This window comes from Paenibacillus chibensis (assembly GCF_004001045.1).
Classification (GTDB): domain Bacteria; phylum Bacillota; class Bacilli; order Paenibacillales; family Paenibacillaceae; genus Paenibacillus_AQ; species Paenibacillus_AQ chibensis.
The window spans coordinates 103499-124280 of sequence record NZ_BIMK01000004.1 but is presented as its reverse complement, the minus strand read 5'-3'; the positions used below and the strand labels follow the sequence as shown (position 1 = coordinate 124280).

19 protein-coding genes and 1 pseudogene are annotated in these 20782 nt (G+C 47.5%); 8 read left to right on the top strand and 12 right to left on the bottom strand.

Going from position 1 to position 20782, the window contains the following annotated elements; all coding sequences use genetic code 11:
* The first annotated feature begins 153 nt into the window (after positions 1-153).
* Positions 154-861, top strand: a complete 708-nt coding sequence (gene deoD / locus PCH05_RS04435; RefSeq protein WP_246049354.1) for a purine-nucleoside phosphorylase — start codon at positions 154-156, stop codon at positions 859-861.
* Between the two features lie 30 nt (positions 862-891).
* The gene (locus tag PCH05_RS04430; RefSeq protein WP_127601074.1) at positions 892-2232 is read left to right on the top strand and encodes an MFS transporter; all 1341 of its coding nucleotides are present in this window, start codon (positions 892-894) and stop codon (positions 2230-2232) included.
* 161 nt (positions 2233-2393) lie between these two features.
* Here PCH05_RS04430 and PCH05_RS04425 read toward each other — a convergent pair whose 3' ends face one another.
* Both PCH05_RS04425 and PCH05_RS04420 read right to left on the bottom strand, forming a co-directional pair.
* Positions 2394-3896 (bottom strand): malate:quinone oxidoreductase, encoded by a 1503-nt coding sequence (locus PCH05_RS04425; RefSeq protein ID WP_127601072.1) that lies wholly within the window; start codon positions 3894-3896, stop codon positions 2394-2396.
* Positions 3897-4149: 253 nt separating this feature from the next.
* Positions 4150-4884 carry a glucose 1-dehydrogenase gene (locus tag PCH05_RS04420; protein WP_127601070.1) on the bottom strand — a complete coding sequence of 245 codons (735 nt, stop codon included), beginning with the start codon at positions 4882-4884 and terminating at the stop codon, positions 4150-4152.
* A 208-nt stretch (positions 4885-5092) separates the two neighbouring features.
* Here PCH05_RS04420 and PCH05_RS04415 point away from each other — a divergent pair, with 208 nt between their 5' ends.
* Positions 5093-6127: an ABC transporter permease gene (locus tag PCH05_RS04415; RefSeq protein WP_127601068.1), complete on the top strand. Its 1035-nt coding sequence runs from the start codon at positions 5093-5095 to the stop codon at positions 6125-6127.
* 1 nt (position 6128) lies between these two features.
* Positions 6129-6815, top strand: a complete 687-nt coding sequence (locus PCH05_RS04410; protein ID WP_127601066.1) for an ABC transporter ATP-binding protein — start codon at positions 6129-6131, stop codon at positions 6813-6815.
* A 205-nt stretch (positions 6816-7020) separates the two neighbouring features.
* Here the strand turns inward: PCH05_RS04410 and PCH05_RS04405 are convergent, their stop codons facing one another.
* The 5 genes from PCH05_RS04405 to PCH05_RS04385 form a co-directional block, all read right to left on the bottom strand.
* On the bottom strand, positions 7021-7320 hold the full coding sequence (locus PCH05_RS04405) for an S-layer homology domain-containing protein (protein WP_127601064.1): 300 nt from the start codon (positions 7318-7320) through the stop codon (positions 7021-7023).
* Between the two features lie 15 nt (positions 7321-7335).
* Complete coding sequence (locus tag PCH05_RS04400; protein WP_127601062.1) at positions 7336-7773, bottom strand: SRPBCC family protein; 438 nt, start codon at positions 7771-7773, stop codon at positions 7336-7338.
* Positions 7774-7776: 3 nt separating this feature from the next.
* Entirely contained in the window at positions 7777-8220 is a 444-nt protein-coding gene (locus tag PCH05_RS04395) for an SRPBCC family protein (RefSeq protein ID WP_127601060.1), read from the bottom strand.
* Complete coding sequence (locus PCH05_RS04390; RefSeq protein ID WP_127601058.1) at positions 8217-8723, bottom strand: MerR family transcriptional regulator; 507 nt, start codon at positions 8721-8723, stop codon at positions 8217-8219. The genes PCH05_RS04395 and PCH05_RS04390 overlap by 4 nt, the downstream gene beginning before the upstream one ends.
* 126 nt (positions 8724-8849) lie before the next feature.
* On the bottom strand, positions 8850-9554 hold the full coding sequence (locus PCH05_RS04385) for a DNA alkylation repair protein (RefSeq protein ID WP_127601056.1): 705 nt from the start codon (positions 9552-9554) through the stop codon (positions 8850-8852).
* Positions 9555-10252: 698 nt separating this feature from the next.
* Here PCH05_RS04385 and PCH05_RS04380 point away from each other — a divergent pair.
* Together PCH05_RS04380 and nspC are read left to right on the top strand one after the other, a co-directional pair.
* Positions 10253-11491, top strand: a complete 1239-nt coding sequence (locus tag PCH05_RS04380) for a saccharopine dehydrogenase family protein (protein WP_127601054.1) — start codon at positions 10253-10255, stop codon at positions 11489-11491.
* Position 11492: 1 nt separating this feature from the next.
* Complete coding sequence (gene nspC, locus PCH05_RS04375; RefSeq protein ID WP_127601052.1) at positions 11493-12620, top strand: carboxynorspermidine decarboxylase; 1128 nt, start codon at positions 11493-11495, stop codon at positions 12618-12620.
* Between the two features lie 111 nt (positions 12621-12731).
* Here nspC and PCH05_RS04370 read toward each other — a convergent pair whose 3' ends face one another.
* Together PCH05_RS04370 and PCH05_RS04365 are read right to left on the bottom strand one after the other, a co-directional pair.
* Positions 12732-13463 (bottom strand): hypothetical protein, encoded by a 732-nt coding sequence (locus tag PCH05_RS04370; protein ID WP_127601050.1) that lies wholly within the window; start codon positions 13461-13463, stop codon positions 12732-12734.
* A 14-nt stretch (positions 13464-13477) separates the two neighbouring features.
* Entirely contained in the window at positions 13478-14077 is a 600-nt protein-coding gene (locus tag PCH05_RS04365; RefSeq protein WP_127601048.1) for an SH3 domain-containing protein, read from the bottom strand.
* A gap of 366 nt (positions 14078-14443) precedes the next feature.
* Between PCH05_RS04365 and PCH05_RS04360 the strand changes: the two are divergent.
* Positions 14444-15466: pseudogene (locus PCH05_RS04360) on the top strand (SMEK domain-containing protein).
* A gap of 308 nt (positions 15467-15774) precedes the next feature.
* On the opposite strand, the gene PCH05_RS04355 reads toward PCH05_RS04360, so the two are convergent.
* Together PCH05_RS04355 and PCH05_RS04350 are read right to left on the bottom strand one after the other, a co-directional pair.
* Positions 15775-16050: a hypothetical protein gene (locus PCH05_RS04355; RefSeq protein ID WP_127601044.1), complete on the bottom strand. Its 276-nt coding sequence runs from the start codon at positions 16048-16050 to the stop codon at positions 15775-15777.
* 145 nt (positions 16051-16195) lie between these two features.
* On the bottom strand, positions 16196-16750 hold the full coding sequence (locus PCH05_RS04350; RefSeq protein WP_127601042.1) for a TetR/AcrR family transcriptional regulator: 555 nt from the start codon (positions 16748-16750) through the stop codon (positions 16196-16198).
* A 167-nt stretch (positions 16751-16917) separates the two neighbouring features.
* Between PCH05_RS04350 and PCH05_RS04345 the strand changes: the two genes are divergently transcribed.
* Entirely contained in the window at positions 16918-18366 is a 1449-nt protein-coding gene (locus PCH05_RS04345) for a DHA2 family efflux MFS transporter permease subunit (RefSeq protein ID WP_127601040.1), read from the top strand.
* A 113-nt stretch (positions 18367-18479) separates the two neighbouring features.
* Here PCH05_RS04345 and PCH05_RS04340 read toward each other — a convergent pair whose 3' ends face one another.
* Positions 18480-20756, bottom strand: coding sequence for a preprotein translocase subunit SecA (locus PCH05_RS04340; RefSeq protein ID WP_127601038.1), 2277 nt, complete (start codon positions 20754-20756; stop codon positions 18480-18482).
* Positions 20757-20782: the final 26 nt, after the last annotated feature.

The following is a 20782-nucleotide window of genomic DNA, read 5'->3' as shown; positions in this document are numbered from 1 at the left end:
TGGAATCTCCGATTCGGAGGCCACTGCCCTTTTCCATAAAATTCAGTTGCCGCGGATGTTGCACCATGGTATTTTATATATGTACAAATTAGACAACTAATTATACAAGTAAATCATTCATACACGAAAGGGAGATGTAAAATGACGACATCCATGCCAAAAGAAACGCCGCATATCAAACCAGGGGGCGTCGAAATTGCTGAAACGATTCTTTTGCCGGGGGATCCTCTGAGAGCGAAATTCATTGCAGAAACTTATTTGGAGAATGCCGTTCAGTTCAACAACGTTCGCGGCATGCTGGGCTATACGGGGACGTTTAAAGGCAGAAAAATATCCGTGATGGGGACTGGCATGGGCACGCCAAGCATGAGCCTGTATTCCTGGGAGCTGATCCATGTGTTCGGCGTAAAAAACCTGATTCGCATCGGCTCGGCAGGCGCGATTCAAGATCATTTGAACCTGTATGACATCGTTTTTGCAATGGGTTCTGCAACCGATTCCAATTATGCACATCAGTACAACCTTCCGGGCCACTATTCGATTACGGCGTCGTTTGAGCTGCTGGAAAAGGCCAAGAAAATCGCCGACGCGCAAGGACAGAAGGTTCATGTCGGGAACGTCCTCTCCAGCGATATTTTCTATAACGCGGATCCGACGGCGCTGAAGAAATGGAGCGAGATGGGCATCCTGTGCGCAGAAATGGAATCTGCCGGCCTGTATTTGAACGCAGCCCATGCAGGCGTTAACGCCCTCTGCATTCTGACCATCAGCGATCATATTTTCAGACATGAGTCCACGACTCCAGAAGAGAGACAGACTGCTTTTACCAAAATGATGGAAATTGCACTGGAGCTTGCTTAATACATTCGAAGTACGAAAGGAACATAGCATATGGCTACGATAAGCGAACAACCACCGAAGACTGCTCCATCCTTTCATGCGAAAAAGGCTGTGCCTGTGATTCTGCTCTTTTTCGTGTTTGCTCTCATTATCGATAACTCATTCAAGCTGGTTTCGGTAGCGATCGCCGATGATCTGGGCATCTCGGCTGCCGCTGTCAGCTTGCAGGCATCCTTGGCGGGACTTGTCATTGGCATTGGCGCAGTGGTCTATGCCTCGTTGGCCGACTCCATCAGTATCCGGAAGCTGCTGAGCGCAGGGATTATTTTAATCTGTATAGGTTCAATCATCGGATTTGCGTTCCAGCATTCGTATCTGTGGGTTCTGACCGCGCGCATGATTCAGACGGCGGGCCTTGCCTCTGCCGAAACGTTATACGTCATCTTTGTCACGAAGCATCTGCCCAAGGAAGAGCAGAAAAGGTTCCTGGGATTCAGTACAAGCAGCTACTCGTTATCCCTGGTGATCGGCTCCCTGACCGGGGGATATGTCTCCACGTATTTAAGCTGGGCGATGCTGTTCCTGATCCCGCTGCTGTCCTTGATCCTGCTTCCCTTCATTCTTAAGTACCTGCCGAAGGAACAATCGCGCAAGAGCCACGTGGATTTCATCGGTCTGCTCCTCATCGCGGCGATTGCGGCGTCGGTCATGCTGTATTTAACGGATTTCAACTGGATCTTCATAGCGATTTTCGTCGTCGCTGCGGGATTATTTCTGGGCTATATCAGCAAGAGCACGAAGTCTTTCATTAGCATCGCTTTTTTTAAAAACAAACGGTTTGTATCCGTTCTCGTGATCGCCTTCGTGATCTATACGGTTCAATTGGGCTACATTTTCATTTTCCCGTTCGTGCTCCAAAAAATGTACGGGCTCCAGCTGGACACCATCTCGCTGCTGCTGATTCCCGGCTATGTAACGGCAGTGCTGGTCGGGGCGCTCTCCGGCAATATCGCGAAGGTGCTGACCAATAAGCAAGCGGTTTCCATTGCCATGATCCTTATCGCATGCAGCCTGGCTCTGCCGGCCCTGATCGGGGGCAGCTCGGTTATGGTCTATGTCCTCTCCATGCTGCTGTTCTCGGGTTCGTTCGCCTTCATGTACGCTCCGATGCTGGACTCCTGCATAAGCTCCATTCCGGTGGAAAAATCGGGAACGGCTATCGGGTTCTACAATCTGGTGCTGAACGTGGCCGTCTCGATCGGGATCGCCTATACCGCTTCGTTGATGGAAGCCGTATCGTTTGAAACCGTGTTATATATCCTTTGCTTGATTACTCTCTTTGCGCTCGCAATGTATTGGCTGCTTGTCGGCCGACTCACCGAGTCCCAATAGAGCATTCGAACGGTTAAGAAGCTGCTGCGGCAGCTTCTTTTTGCGTATCGGTCCGAGGTTGTTTTTAACGGATACCGCTGATGTATGAACGAACAAAAAGGCCTTCATCCCCATGAAACTCGGGACGAAGGCCGCTTAACTTATTTTATGAATGTATGGATTTACTTCGCGGAGCTCAGTTCTTTGCTCAGTCCGAGCGCTTTCGCTGTAGAAGCATGGATTTGGTTAACCAGCTCCGGGTTCTCCACAAGCTGCAGGCCGTAAGAAGGAATCATTTCCTTAATTTTCGGTACCCACGTTTTATGATGCTCAGGGAAGCATTTCTCGATGACTTCAAGCATGACGGAAACGGCGGTGGACGCGCCCGGAGAAGCGCCGAGCAAGGCCGCAATCGATCCGTCCGCGGCAGTTACGACTTCCGTACCGAACTGAAGCGTTCCTTTGCCGCCGGATACCGTATCTTTGATCACCTGCACCCGTTGGCCGGCGACCAGCAGATCCCAATCCTCGCTTTTGGCGTTCGGGATAAACTCGCGCAGCTCCTCCATGCGTTTTTCTTTCGAGAGCATGACCTGCTGAATCAGGTATTTGGTCAACGACAGGTTTTTGGCGCCTGCCGCCAGCATCGTGAATAGATTATTCGGCTTCACGGAACCGATCAGATCAAACATGGAGCCGGTTTTCAGGAATTTCGGCGAAAAGCCTGCAAACGGTCCAAAAAGGAGTGATTTTTTATTATCGATGAACCTTGTGTCCAGATGCGGAACCGACATTGGAGGCGCGCCAACCTTCGCTTTGCCGTATACTTTGGCATGATGCTGCGCGACAACCTCCGGATTGTTGCAGACCATAAACAGGCCGCTGATCGGGAAGCCTCCGATATGCTTTCCTTCGGGGATACCCGATTTTTGCAGCAGCGGAAGACTTCCCCCGCCGCCGCCGATAAAGACGAATTTGGCCTTATGGCGTTCGACGTTACCGCTTTCGACATTCCGTATTTTCAATTCCCATGCGCCATCGCCCGCGCGTTTGATATCATCCACGCTATGCTTGTAATGGACACCGACATTTTGATTTTTCAAGTGGCTGATCAGCATGCGCGTTAAAGCGCCAAAGTTAACATCCGTTCCGGAGTCGTTTTTCGTGGCCGCGATCGGTTCATTCGATGGACGGTCCTGCATAATCAGCGGGATCCATTCCTTCAGTTTGTCCGGGTTATCGGAAAATTCCATCCCTTGGAACAAAGGATTCTTCGACATCGCTTCAAAACGTTTCTTCAGGAACGCGACATCCTTCTCCCCCATCACCAAACTCATATGAGACAGCGGCATGATAAAATCCTGCGGATTGCGAATCAAATTGCTCTTGGCAAGATAAGACCAGAACTGCATCGAAACTTGAAACTGCTCATTCACATTGATCGCTTTGCTGATATCGATCGATCCATCCGATTTCTCGGATGTGTAGTTCAACTCACACAGTGCAGCATGGCCGGTTCCCGCATTATTCCATTCGTTGGAGCTTTCTTCGCCTGGGCTCGAAAGCTTCTCGAACACGGTGATTTTCCAGTCCGGCACTAATTCTTTCAGTAAAGTTCCCAAAGTCGCACTCATGATTCCGGCACCAATTAAAATAACGTCTGTTTCGGTTTGTCTGTTACTCATGTATACCGCCCTTACACGCTAATATTTGAAGAAAAGATGTTGGCGCTGCCATACAAGCCAGAGTACGACCTGGTCACACACCTTTTCTGTATGAATTATAACCTGCTCTTAGTATATCACTAATTGATACACTATTAAATAATAGTTATATCTCAATTAAGCGGCTGTAAAATGCAATAAGCGAACTGCTGCGCTGTTCACATGACGAAGGGGCACCCCCAAGGATGCCCCTACATAATTGATGCGATTGAAATTACATTGCTGTTAATCCGCCGTCGATGACAAATTCCGAACCCGTCGAATAGCTTGATTCGTCAGAAGCAAGGAAGAGCACCAGATTGGAGACTTCTTCGGATTGAGCCAATCTTTGGAGCGGAATATGCTTCGAGAATTCCTTGATCGTGTCGACTGCATCGCCTTGCGTAACCATCGGTGTTTCAATGACGCCCGGATGCACCGAGTTGACCCGGATACCCAGCGGTGCCAACTGAAGAGCTGCCGCTTTGGTCATTCCTCGTACCGCGAACTTCGTATCCGTATACCCTACCGCGCCGCCAACCAGTCCGTTCATGGATGAGATATTGACGATCGAGCCGTTTCCTGTCTTTTTCATCGAAGGCGCCGTTGCCTTCATGCCAAGGAATACCGAAATCTGATTGATATCCACAATTTTGCGATAATCTGCTTCCGTCATGTCAAAAAGCGATTTGCTCATGCTGATGCCTGCATTGTTCACGAGCACGTTGACAGGGCCGAATGCTTTTTCCGTTTCTGCCACGACATGATCCCAATCTGCTGCTTTCGTTACATCTTGTTTCACGAACTTCACGTTTTCACCCAACTCTGCTGCCAACGCTTGTCCGCCCTCTTCGTTGAGATCCGTAAAAACAACTTTTGCGCCTTCACTTACAAATTTACGCACATGGGATTCGCCCATCCCCCGTGCCCCACCTGTGATAATGACGACTTTGCCTGTTAAACGCTCCATTTGAAGGTCTCCTTTATTTCAAGCAGCTTAATTTAAGTTGCCTAATTTTTAGTACTCTGTTTAAAGTACTTTATTCAAATTATACTACAAACAAATTATTTTTCAATTCTTGCTGTCCGTACCCTATGAGCTTGTAATATTCTGTTCATTCCGCGTTCATATTGCAGCCGTATACTTTATCATGCAGCAGAGAAAGGGAGGCATGGTCATGAATATGGCATGGAAAGAAATCAGGAAGAGCAGAATAAAGTTTATTATTTTAGGCTCCATCATTTTTCTGGTTAGTTTGTTAACTTTTATTATATCCGGACTCGCAAATGGCTTATCCCGCGACAATGCGGCTTTAATCAAGGATCTGCCCGACGGTCATTTCTACATGAATAACCAAGCCAACGAAACCTATAATCTTTCTAAAATAGATCCCGCTGTGCAAAAGCGCGTCTTGCAGGAACATCAGGATGCCGCTGCACTGTCCATTCAGATGGGATTCGTGAACGATGCGGAGGACAAGCAGCATGGAGTTGCTTTCGTGACCTCCACCGAATCGAAGTGGTTCGCGAACGTAAAGCCGGGAGAAATTGTCCTGGATCGTTCCTTAGAGAAAGATGGCATTCACGTCGGGGATGTATTAACCAACAATCAGTTCAGCGGTACATTTAAAGTCATCGGATTCGCGGATCATAAGAAATATAGCCATTCCCCCGTAGCCTACATCCACATGGATAACTATAAGGAGATGTACCGCGTGAATACGATGCAGCTGCTTTTCATTCCGGGGCAGGATGAACCGCAGTCCATCGATGGACTCCAATCTTTTTCAAATCATCAGTTTCTGAACACCATCGCAAGCTATAACGCAGAACAGATGTCCCTGAATATGATTATTTGGTTCTTGGTCGCCATTAGCGGCATGTTGTTTGCAATTTTCTTCTATATGATGAATGTGCAGAAGATCGGACTATACGGGATTTTGAAAGCAATCGGCGTAAAAACACGCACACTATTCCGGATGATGTGGGCTCAAATGTTCTTCATCACCGCTATCGCACTTGTCTTATCCATTGCACTCAGTCAGGGCTTTAATTTAATTGCGCCTGAAGGCATGCCTTTTAGCCTGACGATGGGGACAACCCTGCAGCTGTCGATCCTGTTCTTCATCATTGGATTTATCGGGGCAACGCTCTCTGGTCTCCAAATTCGAAAAGTCGAGCCGCTACAGGCCATACAGCAAGGAGATATCTGATATGACTACCTTCACGATACAAGACGTCCGGAAAACTTTTACGAACGGCGAAGTCAGCGAACAAGTATTAAAAGGAATCCATCTGGGCCTGCAGCAAGGGGAAATAACGGCTCTCGTCGGAGCTTCAGGCTCGGGGAAAAGCATGCTTCTGACGATCGCAGCCGGACTACAGCATGCATCTGGCGGACAAATTCCTTTCGAGGGCCAGGACATGACCGGCATGACGCAAGAAGAGATTCGCAAAATACGCGCCAGCCAGTTCGGATTTATTTTTCAATCATCCCATCTCGTGCCCTTCCTCACCGTAGAAGATCAGCTGATGCTGATGCTTGATGTGTCGGAGACCCGCATGAGTAAACGCGAGCAAAAAGAGGAAGTCATGAAGATCCTCAAGTGGGTCGGAATGGATCATCGCAAAGACGCCTATCCAGCCTCGTTGTCGGGCGGCGAGAAGCAGCGGGTTGCGATTGGCCGCGCCATCATCCACAAGCCGAAAATGCTGTTTGCCGATGAGCCGACCGCAAGTCTGGACTCCACCAGATCCAGGGATGTCATGACCCTCATCCGTAAATTAACGAAAGAATTCAACATTACAACCTTACTCGTGACACATGACGAAGAAATGCTCTCTTATGCAGACCGTATCGTCACGATGAAAGACGGATTGATTGTGCAATCGGGGATGTAGGGGCCCCCTTAGGAGACGTTTCGCAACATGAATTTCTAGGCATGGTACGCCTTGGCCAGAAAATCCGCATCACAATTCAAAAAAAGAAGAACCACTCCTGTGAGAGGAAGTGGTTCTTCTTTAAGTTGGAGGCCGGCAATGGTTCGTCATATCCTTATTTGCCCCAAATTGAAAGGCACCCCATAGGGTGCCTTTTTAATCAAGGCTACCGTGCTGCTAACACATCTTCCTCTTCGTCGCTGGAAGCGGCTTGGATAGCGCCATATGCCCAGTACCCTTCCGCTACGTCGTTCCACTTGGCAGCGGCAACGGCGCTCGGCTCGCGTCCGAGAAGCTTGTTCAGCATGACGACCGCTTCCGCGCGCGTCAGCGGGGAGTCGGGAAGGAATTTGCCGCTTTCATAGCCCTTCATGATTCCGGCGGTCTGTGCCTTGGCAATAGCTGCTTCCGCCCAATGACCTTTCGTGTCCGGAAAGGCGGCTTCTCCCGCAGCTGACTGCCCGATGAATCTGCAATGCTATCAGGCCATGTCCGCCAGCACTCTGCCAAGCCGGTCTAACTGCTGTTCGTTGGCTTCTAAGCAGATCGGCTTAGCTTGTTCAAACTCCTCTTTTATCTTGAAAAGCTGACGGAAGGTGACCATGGTGCGTCCCTCGAAATCTTCAAAAGTAGCTGTTATCCGAAACTCATGGCCGGATAAATGATCCAGAACAATCCGCTCGAACGGCATCACTTCAACAAAGACGTTATGGTTCGGGTAATCTACGCCATCCGGTCCGTGCATGGTGAATTTCCACGCGCCTCCCGGCCTCACATCGCATTCGTAAAACGTATGCGTGAAGCCTTTCGGCCCCCACCACCTGGCTAACAAGTCAGGGGTTGTCCAGGCCCGAAATACGAGCTCCCGCGGAACATCGAACTCTCGCGAAGCAACAAGTTCAGTTTCAGCTCTGGTCAATATTCATGCCTCCCCTTCCAATACCTTGCCCAGCGTATCCAGCATGATGTTTGTACCGTGTTCCCGTACTTCCGGCGTATCGTGTCCGTCAAAGAACGCACCTTGCTCCGTGAAAATCAGCTTCGTGCCGCCCTCCATCTGGATCAGTTCGACCGTTGTTATCGAGACGGAGATGCGAGTACCGTCCGAATCCAGGCTGTACGTATAGACAATGCGCTGCTCTGGCACAAGCTCCTGATAGATCGCGTCGAAGGTAAAGACCGGCCCTTCCGGCGGTCCGCCGCTGCTGTATTCCCGTCCGCCAACCCGGAACTCGAAGATGTCCGGCTTCGAATACCACTTGGCTTTGGCAACGGGATCGGACCATGCTTGATACACGCGCTCCGGTGAAGCCGAATACATCCGCTCGATGACAAAGGTTGCATGCTTAACAAATCGTTCGTTCATTGTTTTTCCTCCTTAGGTTTCGGCATTCCGCTCTCCTCGGCAAGAAAGTCGCCCAGCAGGTCCAAATGTCGTTCCCAACTCGTTTGCCGCTCAATAACAGGCTTTTCGAATCCCTGCTTCATCGCTCGCAAAAGGCTGGTGAAATCTTCAACCGTTAATTCCCTCTTGCCCTGCATAAGCTTCGATACATGTCTGAGCTGTTCCAATAGTTTCTGCTGCTGTTTGATCTGCTCTTGGATTTGGTTGATCTGCAGGTCCACAATCTCAAGCGGACTGATTTGCCCGCCCGTTACGACCGACTTAATCTCCTCGAGGGATAACCCCAGCTCCTTAAGCGATATGATCTGGTGCAAACGCGACAATTCCGATTCATTGTACAGCCTGTGGCCGGATTCCGTCTGTCCCGACGGAGAGAACAACCCGATCTGATCATAAAACCGCAAGGCTCGTACGGTAAGACCCGTCAGCTTGGCGAGGTCCCCGATCTTCCAATTTGTCTTCATTACCATCTCCACTCTTCGACGCCAGCTATTTACCGGTAGCTCTATTTTAAAACATGACGTTACGTAAGGTGCAAGCAACATTGTGAAGCTCAAACGGAATTTTTTTGCGTCAACGGATTTCGGATGCTAACACCTTACGTATTTTCGTTTAAAACCGAGCTGTCCTTTATCGACCGCCTTTTGAATGTTAACGGAAGCGTTCAAAGATTTGCTTTTGGCACCGTGTCCAACTTCCACCGGACCTACTTCCTTTGCGATCTCGACCGCCTTATCATGAAGCGGCAGATAGGACACCGCCACGGTGTATATGAAATTGTTCATCGCGTATTTCGTGCGTTCAGGGGCATCATGAATCGTATTTTTTACAAGCTCCAGCATACCGGCTATTTTCTCTTCGGAAAATTCACGGTCCGGGCGATTGCCGAGCAGCCAGCAGTAACAGCTCCAGCCCGCCGACATCTTCAGCTCTATGCCGCTTGCGATCCACTTATCGGAAACTTCTTGCGCAATGTCCGTTTCTGCCAGAGTTACGGCTACCACATAATCCGATAGCATATAAAAATAAGCTCCATTCATCCACCGTTCAAAATCCGCCTCGGACATTGCTTTCGGATCAGCGATCACCCCTGCAAAATACATCGCATCGTAATTCCCCGTGGCGTAAAGCTGCTCAGCCAAGGGCTGGTTGCGTTTAATTTTCCTGAAGATGGGCTTCATCCCGCCTGTGGCTACGCCAAAAAGAGGCTCGCGCGCCCCGTTGGATTGGTACATCCTTTTGGTGCGTTCCTTACCGAGAGCCTCAAGCTCTTGCATGACCATGTCTACATTCATTATTCACACTTCCTTTTGAATAGCTTGTCTTAGGGATTAGGCTTCTTTACATGAATATATCACAGAACAGCATTCATCCAATGAAATCAGTAGCGATTCAAAACTTACAGCCTCCCGCTCCGTTTCCATAGGAGATTGCCGATATTTTCGCCATATTGCGTTTACTTCAAATTTCCTCTTGCTGAATAATACCTATCCTGCTATTATGAAGAAGCATGATTTTTGGAAAGCGAATATTCAACTACATTTAGGATCTTTCCAAGCAGATAATCTTTGACCACTTCCAATCAGAAGTTAAGGCCATACGGACAGCCGGGTCAAATGCCGATTGGCAACTTTCGTTGCCTTATTGATTGAGTTAAAAGCTCAAATTTTATAAGTTGGTTACTTTACAACCAGTGCATACGCACACAACTTGTGAAACGGTCAATAAGAGTGGTAAAAGTAATTATTTGCTATATAGACTCTGATCCTAACATGATATATTTGAATATTAAGCGCCTTTCCGTAAAACGCTGCGTTTTATGGCTGACTGACGAGCACGCAAGAGGTTTGTCCGGTCATGATGCTTTTTGGGACGATCTTATTATTTGACTATATCAGAGCAAGTGTGATGCGCATAACGCGTGTTTCGCTTGCTTTTTTTGTTGCCGTTTTTACATTTGAAAAAAATCTAATTCGGAATAGGGGATTGAAAAATGGGAAAAGCACTTGTCATCGGCGCCGGCGGCGTAGCATCTGTAGCCATTCATAAATGCGTTCAAAACAGCGAGGTATTCGAAGAAATCTGCATCGCGAGCCGTACCAAATCCAAATGCGATGAGCTGAAAGCGAAATTGGACGGCGGCAAAACCAAAATTACAACTGCGCAGGTCGATGCCAACAACGTCGATGAGCTGATCGCGCTGATTAACGAAGTTAAACCGGATATCGTCATGAACCTGGCTCTGCCTTACCAGGATTTGACCATCATGGATGCTTGCCTGGCAACCAAAACACACTATATGGATACAGCAAACTATGAGCCGGAAGATACGGCGAAATTTGAATATAAATGGCAGTGGGAATACCGCGAGCGCTTTGAAAAAGCAGGCATCACCGCGCTGCTCGGCAGCGGATTCGATCCGGGCGTAACCGGCGTATTCTCCGCTTATGCACTGAAGCACTATTTTGACGAAATCGAATATATCGACATTTTGGATTGCAACGGCGGGGACCACGGTTATCCTTTCGCAACCAACTTCAACCCGGAGATTAACATCCGCGAAGTGTCCGCGAACGGACGCTACTGGGAAAAAGGACAATGGATCGAAACGAAGCCGATGGAAATCAAACGCGAGTACAACTTCGCTGAAGTCGGTCAAAAGGACATGTACCTGCTGTACCATGAAGAGCTCGAATCCCTTGCGCAAAACATGCCTGGTCTGAAACGCATCCGTTTCTTCATGACCTTCGGCCAAAGCTACCTCATGCACCTGAAGGCGCTTGAAAACGTAGGCATGACGTCCATCGAGCCGATCGAATACGAAGGCAAACAAATCATTCCGCTTCAATTCCTGAAGGCTGTGCTGCCGGATCCGGCTTCCCTGGGACCTCGCACGGTGGGCAAAACGAACATCGGCTGCATCTTCAAAGGGAAAAAAGACGGCCAAGACAAAACATACTACGTCTACAACGTGTGCGACCATCAAGAGTGCTATAAAGAAGTCGGCTCGCAAGCCATCTCCTACACAACCGGCGTTCCAGCCATGATCGGTGCGGCCATGGTCATGACCGGCAAATGGAATAAACCGGGCGTATTCAATATCGAAGAATTCGATCCGGATCCATTCATGGAAGAACTGAACAAATGGGGTCTCCCATGGGTAGAAGACTTCAATCCGGTGCTGGTTGACGCTCTGCCTGAAGAAACGAAAGAGCCGGAGCTCGTTCGTTAATATGCGGTTCGAGGAGTTACCGACACCCTGTTTCGTCGTCGATGAAGCACTCATCGAGAAGAATCTGAACATATTGAACGGCGTTATGCAGCGTACCGGAGCCAAGATCGTGCTGGCGCAAAAAGCTTTTTCCATGACCGCCATGTATCCCCTCATCGGGCAATACTTAAGCGGCACCACTGCGAGCGGATTATTCGAAGCACGGCTGGGACACGAAGAAATGGGCAAGGAAAATCACGTCTTCGCCCCTGCCTATCGTGAGGATGAAATGGATGAGATCGTGTCCATTTGCGACCATATCATCTTCAATTCCTTCTCCCAGCTGGAAAAGTACAAAGCCAAAGCTCTTGCTGCAGGCAGAAAAATCGGCCTTCGCATCAATCCGGAATGTTCGACGCAGGTAGGACATGAAATCTATGATCCCTGCTCGCCGGGCTCCAGATTCGGCGTGAAACGCGAGGATTTCCGGCCGGAACTGCTGGAGGGCGTGACGGGGCTGCACTTCCATACCCTGTGCCAGCAGAACTCGGACGATCTGGAGACCACGCTGAATGCGGTCGAAGACAAGTTCGGGCCATGGCTGCCGCAAATGGAATGGATCAATTTCGGCGGCGGTCATCATATCACGAGAGACGATTATGATATTCCGAGACTCGAAGCCTGCATTTCGCGGATGCAGAATAAATACGGCTTGGAGGTCTACCTTGAACCCGGTGAAGCCATCGCGCTGAATGCGGGCTACATGGTCACCTCCGTGCTGGATATCCATAAGAACGGCATCGAGATTGCGATCGTGGACACATCAGCGACCTGCCATATGCCGGACGTGCTGGAAATGCCGTATCGTCCGCCGCTGGTCGGCTCGGGCGAAGCCGGCGAGAAGCCGTACACCTATCGGCTCGGCGGTCCGACCTGCCTGACGGGCGATGTCATCGGGGACTATTCCTTCGACCAGCCTCTGAAGAACGGAGACCGATTGGTATTCGAAGATATGGCGATCTACTCCATGGTCAAAACCAACACCTTCAACGGCATGCCGCTGCCGGCCATCGCCGTGCAGGACAAAGACGGCAATTGCCGCGTCGTGCGCGAGTTCGGTTATCAGGACTTCAAGACGAGACTCGCTTGATTGCAGCGCGATATCTATAACGACAAGTTCAGGGCCACCCTTCGCGGGTGGCCCGTTTTATATTCAGGCTTTATCAATATAAATAAACTTCCTATCTACCAAGTAGAGAATTTATCCGTTAAACAATTTATCTTCAATAATTGGTGCTGGTCTTTCTTTTATTTCAATATTTTCATCATTTTTCATGATGTTCATCGGTATTGAGTCTAAATATTTATATTCTTCAACACGTGAGGGGTTACTTTTCCATATGCCGTCCCCATTCTTTATGAACGTTTCCTTCTTCACTAACATTCCATTGCTTTCATCAATTGTCACTACGTCCTTGCGGTCTTTCAATTCAGAAACTGCCGTTTTATAACCACTTTTAGTAAGTGAATCCTTACTTTCAACCCAGTCTTGTCCTGTTACCTGTTGTTTTTGTTCCTCCAAAAGCGAAATTTTAAGCACCCGCTCATTTTCTTTAGAGAGATTCTCAGGTAGTGTCCACGTACTTCCTGTCATTTCATTGGTAGTAAAATCCCGGCCGATTGAAGTTACTTTGCTTCCTTTCTCACTAATAATAATTTTGCTTTGTAAAACACCATTCACATAATCTTCGCTTACTTCAGTGAGGTTTGCTTTATCTCGAATACGAATCGTGTAAGATTGAACAGAGGGATCGTCACCATACGTAGTCACCTTGATGTATTCCAGGTTTGTTTTAGTTGCATTTTCTGCAGCACTAAGAACTTGACTTTGTGCACTAACGACAGAGTCATGGGAAGACAACATGATAGATCCACCCAAGATTGCTATACCCAGAGGAACAGCAGCAATGGTTATCACTTTCTTTTTCTTCATTTTCATTTCCTCCCTTAATAAGCGCTCATGTTCCATCCATTTGCATAACCACTTATAAACGTATCGGCACTAAGAATGGTCCAGGCATTTGGATTACATACCGCCGCACGTAATTCGTCATTATAGTCTCCCTTTACGTAGGTACCTGGAGCCATAGTTCCCACTTGACTATTTAAATTGGGGCAAGCGAAGTTGTAAATATTATTTTGCCTTTTTACTACTGCATTTGTTGCATAATTATAATTCCAAGTGCCGCCTCCACCGGTGTTCATCCATGCCATGTAGCCTTTGGCCGCATTTGCGTAATATCCAATTGAACCGTCTGGATAATAATTTTGATCCCACTCTAATCCTCCATTTGAAGTTGGTGGACAGCTGGCGCCTGTACCTGCTACTGGACAGTAATTAACAATATCTTCCCCTTGGGTAACTTGAGCTATTACGGGGTAGGATGTGCCAGGCCCACTTCTCACATTCAAGCCTGCTGCTTTAACATCAAAAACACTCGTGTTTTTGGCGTCAAATGCGTGTGTAGATAATATCCATTGAAGATTAAGTATCGAAAAGAATAGCATAAAAAATAGAACTACTTTAAATAGTTTGGTTTTGTTCATGCAACACACCTCCGCTAAATTTTATTTTTGTTACCTTTTAAAAATTAATAATCCCTCCATTCTGTTATGAATTGTGTTTTTAAAAAAATGAGGTTCTCTGTATAAAACGTTTTAAAAAATGGGAATGTTACATATATTTTTGAATTAATTGTAACTCTTCTAATACAGTAAAACGATCTTTGAGCTTGGAAATTCATGATCCTGGATTTTAAAAAGCCTTTCTCTTTGAATATTATATCAAGGACTTACTGCCTGAGTGCAGCTGGTAGTTGGCAGCTATGAATTGCATGTGGTTGAAATATATACTGACTCATATTGAATAATAAGAATCAATACAGCATGTAACATGAATTAGGGGAGTGTGCGATGTTAACTCGGGGAAAGCTGCTTGGAGATATCATGGAGGGTTTGGGACAACTAAATTTTGTCCTTCAAACCAGAAACAGATTAGGGCTCTACGATTTGAACAAGTGTTGCGAGGATTTCATCAAGGATTTGCTGAATCTAATTTATGGTTATAACCTTTCTAACTTGAATGAAACGAGATCTAACGAACCGGGATTAGACCTGGGCGACGAGTTTTAGAAACTGGGCATTCAAGTAACTACTGATAAAAAGTCAGCCAAGGTTAATCATACCCTGGAAAAAATAACCGATAAACAAAAATCACGATATGACCGATTCGTGATTCTCATTCTTGGCTCTAAACAAAACAGTTATGACGGGATTAACATCGAGTTGGCTGCTGACCTTCATTTTGTTGCCGAGAATGATATTTGGGATTTTATTGATTTAGAGAGAGCAATCGTCACTCTTTCTCTCGCTAAGATTAAGGTTATATATGATTTTCTGCAAAGCGATTTGATTAGGATATATAGCGATTTAGACGTTGGATACACACCTTCTGGAGAGTCGACATCCATGTTAGACCAACTGGAGCCAAGACCTGAAAGAAGGTACACTGGTTGCAGCAGTTTAATTGCTTTTGTCAATGAAAAGCAAAATGTCAATTTAGAGATTGAGGATAAGGATGTAGCATATCAGACATTTTATGCTCAACTTGCAGAGTTGCCGAAAATTACGAGGGAGTTTTACTTCGCCAATCTTGACCGGTCTGAATATCTTGCGAGTTGGGAATCTTATGGAGTCAGAGAACCTTTATTAAGGCGAGTACTTAATATTTCTAAAACACGGTTCCAGGAAGAATTAAAGTTACTTGAAGCATATCATCTCGCTTCTTTGAACGAGTATGATGATGACCTCTGGATCATATTGAATGGGTCATTTAACAAGGAACCTGTTTTAGTTGATATGATAGAGTATATTGAGGAAAAGGGTTTCAATGAAAAACAAATTTTTGTTGATTTAGATTTCACATGTTTCAGTTGAGGGATTTTATTATTCAAGGAGCGTAAAGGGCGCAGATGCCTATTTCGCTCCTTTTCATTTTCTCGCAATGATGCTAAGATGAGAAGCATAAAACCTTCTTAATAATACAGTCCCTAGCACGCGCTCATGGGACGTCACATGCTTTGATGAAATACACTTTACAAGAGCGAACCTTTTTTTGACTCTCCTTATCGGAGTCAACATGCCAAGCTTTTTCTGGGCTAGAGGTTTCTGTTGTAAGGTGTTTTTTTGTGCACCTGACCACAACCCACGATTCTAATAAGAGGAGAGATGAAACATGCATGAAACTAAAAGCAGGAAGACGGAGGGGAAGAAGCCTTTGATTCGAATGTATCGACCAGAAAATCCTTACAGGAGCCATATTCCGTTTTACATTCCTCGTTAAACTCTCCATAGCCTTCGATCGACGTGATATCGGAAGAATGAATTTCAAGAATTTTGTCAAAAAACAACTCATGGCATTCCATGAACTGTTCCGGGTTCAATTGATCTGCGACAAAACCATCCGGCGTCATGCATACTTTTTCAGAAAGTATCGATTTAATGATATGATCCTTACCCATCGTTATCTTCCTTCCCCTTATTCATTCGGAGTCATCAGATGCGCATCTGATATAGAATAAGATTACCAGTGGGAACTCGTGGCATATAGGCAATGAATATCTTAAACGAACTTTACACTAAATAACCGCGCCATACTCCCTTGCGTTACAAATATTCTCGTTTATACATCAAGGTAATTTGATCCGCGATATACTCAGCGCTATACTCCGTACCATCCTTAATCCACCACATAATAACCCCCAGAAGGGATGAAGAAACGATATCAACCGAGGCCACGCCCTTGGCGGAGTTGATGTTTCTTGCTTCCCTGCGTTTTTCGATCGTGCTTTTCAGCAGATTGGACAAATGCTTTTTGAAGCCTGGATGCTCAACCAATACAGCGAAAACCTGCCGGTATTCATAAAAATAACTTAAGAACGTAACCAACTGCTCCTGCTCGCTTTCGCTCTTCAGTTGTAATAGCGGTTCCACTTTCATGGACAAGTCATCAAAGATTTCGTGCACGATCTGGCGCAGCAAATCGTTCAGATCCTCATAATGCAAATAAAACGTGGCGCGGTTCAGCTCTGCACGTTTGGCAATTTTTTGGACGGTCAATTGGGAAATTTCCGGATGATCGGCCAGTAATGAAAAAACGGCATCTTTCAGCATCTTTTTTGAGCGCAGGGCTCGTGGATCGATTCTTTTATGTTCAGGCATGCCATCCCTCGATTATCGTTTATTTGTCACTTCATCAACCCATTTGCGTCTTTTGTCGATTAGTCGACATTTTCGGCAGAATTGCAAATGGGAAACTCTCTTCAATACTGATATGATATATTTTATTGACACTGTGTTGAAAAAGCAATGAGGAGAGGAACGCATTTATGCAGGAAGACATAAAGAAATTCAACAAAGGAATCTTACTCACGATTTTAATCTTGGGTTGTTTCTTATCCACGCTCAACCAGACGCTATTAAACGTCGCCTTGAGCAGTCTGATGAATGTATTTGATGTCACGGCAGCAACCGTGCAATGGATTTCAACCGGCTTCATGCTGGTCAACGGGATACTGATCCCGATTACGGCCTATCTAATGAAACGCTTTACAACGCGGCAGTTATTTATAAGCGCCATGGGGTTTTTATTGATCGGCTCAATCATTTGCGCGGCTTCGCCAAGCTTTACGGTGCTCTTATTGGGACGGATGATCCAAGCTGCCGGCGCAGGGATCGTCATGCCGCTCATGATGAGTGTCGTGCTCACCATCTTCCCGGTTGAAAAGCGCGGCAGCGCGATGGGACTGCTTGGACTGGCGATGATTTTTGCTCCTGCCATCGGACCGACGCTCTCGGGATTTATCGTCGAATACCATTCTTGGCGCTGGTTATTTATCGGTCTTGTCCCGCTTGTCGCCATTGTGATCGTACTCGCCTTCAAATATCTGGTGAATGTATCCGAAACGTCAAAGTCGAAGCTGGACGTATTCAGCGTGTTATTATCAACCGTCGGATTCGGACTGATTTTATATGGCTTCAGCAGTGCGGGCAGTAAAGGCTGGGACGATGTCACAGTCATCTTGTCCTTGGCGATCGGAATCATTGTGACGGCTGTATTCTGTATTCGGCAGATGAAGTCCGATGATCCGCTGCTCAACTTGTCTGTCTTCAAAAATAAAGTCTTCACGCTAACGTCCATCATTAACGTATTAGTCACGATGATGATGTACGCAGATATGATTTTGCTGCCGATTTATCTGCAGAATGGCCGTGGTTTTACAGCGTTTGATGCAGGACTGCTCTTGTTGCCGGGCGCGCTTGTCAATGCGCTGATGTCGCCCGTCACCGGCAAGCTGTACGACCGCTTCGGCGCGAAGCCGCTATTCATCATCGGTTTGCTGTTCATTATTCCATCCATGTGGGCGGTCACCGATTTATCCGAATCGACGACGTATATGTACTTGATGGTTCGTACGATTTGCCTGCGCATTGGACTCAGCTTCATCACCATGCCGCTCAATACGGCCGGACTTAATGCGCTGCCCAAACAACTCGGTACGCATGGTACGGCGGTGAATAATACCGTCCGCCAAATTGCCGGTGCCATCGGTACCGCTGTCGTCATTACAATCTATACCGTGCAGTCCAAAAGCCATGCAGCTGCCGTCATGCAGAGCGATCCTTCCACGACCGGCAAGCTTCTGAAATCTCTGGCATCTATTTTAGGGGCAAGCGACGCTTATTACTTTATGATGATTCTAGCCGCTGTCGCGTTTGTAATCACCTTGTTCATGCCGATGAAAAAAAAGAGCATGGTTGGAGGAAAGGAAATGTAGTCTGAAGGAAAAATATACCTTCGATATGATACAAATAAGCCAGCCCCTCTCGATCATTTTTCTCGGAGGGGCTTTCCATGTACATTCCATAATATAGTTTCCTTATTGCCGCATCAAAATTTTTCCCACCCGAATATCGGCCTCAACATCTTGCGAATCCCAAAAGCAAATACGGTCATTCCCGTCCATGAGCTGCGCTTATTCTGGATGTATTGATCGTTGATGATATATGTCCGAGTGGAAGTAGGGCTCTTCAGACCAAACTCTTCCCACTTCGCTGGATCATTCGAATCTCCGAGCCTTATAAGCATATTCGCCGACTCGCTATTTATTTTAGCTGGAATTTGCTCGTAAGCTCGGGTGATTTGTGCATGAAATTCGTCGATCGGATTACCGCTGACAAGGCTCTCCAAGTGGATGCTTTCACGAAGGTATGAAGCGTATGCCAGATGGTCAGCCCAGAACTTATCGATATAAAAAAGCCGTACCCGCTGCTCCGAGGGACTCATCGGCTTCCTGCCTTTCAAAATTGCAAGCCGCTCCTCGTATAGAATTCGTCTCTGATCCTCCACCATATCCGAATAACAGTTCAGTTCCTGCTGAATATCGAAGTTTTGGCCCATGACAACACGCTGAATATGCGCGATTTTGCTGCGGAGCTCCGGGTCTTCGAGAGCCTCGTCCTGCTTGTGGGCGCGAACTGCTTTATGGATGCGGAACCGCAGCAACAACTCGTCCTCCAGGCTTACGAAAAATACGGAAGCTCCAGGGTCGCCTTGGCGGCCGGAACGTCCGCGCAGCTGGTCGTCGATCCGTACGCTTTCGTTTACATGCGTACCCATCACGTACAACCCGCCCAGCTTGGCGACAGCTTCTGCTTGCGTGGGGTTGCCGCCGCCGAGCCGAATGTCGACACCGCGTCCCGCCATATTCGTAGACACCGTCACGGCGCCGATTTCTCCGGCTCTGGCGATGACCTCGGCTTCCTCTGCATCGTTTTTCGCATTCAGAACATGGCAGGGTACGCCTGCAGCGGCCAGCGCTTCCGCCAGCATGTCTGACTCCTCAACGCTTGATGTACCAATGAGAATCGGCCTTCCCGCCCGATGGACGGATGAGATTTCACGTACAACCGCCTTTAGCTTCGCTTCTTTATGGGTATAAATCCGGTGCGGATGGTCGATCCGGATATTTGGCCGGTTCGGCGGAATCCGTACGACCTGCAGTGCATAGATCTCTTCGAATTCCATGGCGGAAGCGTACGCGGTAGCCGTCATCCCACAAATTTTCGGGTACAGGCTAATGAAATGTTGAAGGGTGATCGTTCCGAGAATTTTCCCGCCGGCTTTCGAGTGCAGCCCTTCTTTGGCCGCAAGCGCGGCTTGCAGTCCTTCCGGCAAATGCCTGTTCTCCGCCACGCGGCCGGTATATTCGTCGATCAGCTCGATTTTGCCGTCCCGGACGATGTAATCGACGTCTTTTTTCAGTAATGTTTCCGCATGCAGCGCGCAATTTAACGATGATAACAAATCACTATGATGGCTATCGTACAAATTACCGCATCCCAGCAGTGATTCCGCTTTTAATGAGCCCGCTTCATTTAAATATACATTCCGTTTGAACTCGTCAAAATCGTAATGCTTATCTTGCTCGAGCTGCCTAGCCACATCTGCGAAGCGAATTCCGTCATTGCCGGACGAATCCGGTTCGCTAGCGATGACTAGCGGCACCCGTGCTTCGTCGAGAAGCAGTGAATCCGCCTCGTCAACGATGACATAGTGGAACGGACGATGCACGGTATCGGCTTCGCTTAGTGCGATCGTGTCGCGCAGATAATCGAATCCCGCCTCTTTAGCCGTAACATAGGTGATATCCTTGGCGTATGCTTTCCGTTTCTCGAACAGGCTCATGCCTGCTTGAACCGAGTCTACCGTTAATCCTAGGAAACGATAGATCGGGCCCATCCACTCCGCATCCCGATTGGCCAAATAATCGTTAAACGTCAGCACATGAACGCCTTCGCCGGTCAGCGCATTTAGATAAGCAGGCATGACAGCAGAGAGCGTTTTCCCTTCACCCGTATGCTGCTCGATCACATATCCCTCGTGCATAGCGATGGCAGCCATGATCTGGACATCGTAAGGCTGTAATCCGAGCTTTCTCTTCGCTGCCTCGCAGACTAACGCATACGCATCGACAAGCAGCTCGTCCAAAAGCGTACCCGATGCTGCTTCATTTTGCAGCCGGAGGGATTCCGCTTGCAGCTGCCCATCGCCCCATGCTTCCAAATTCCGTTTCCTGATGAGCTCCGTTTTGTCCCGATAGACTTTCAGCTTATTCTGGTTATCGTAGTCTTTGAATTTTTGCATCAACTTGACGGCTATATTCATCGGAATTTGCTCCCTCCCATTAAGTG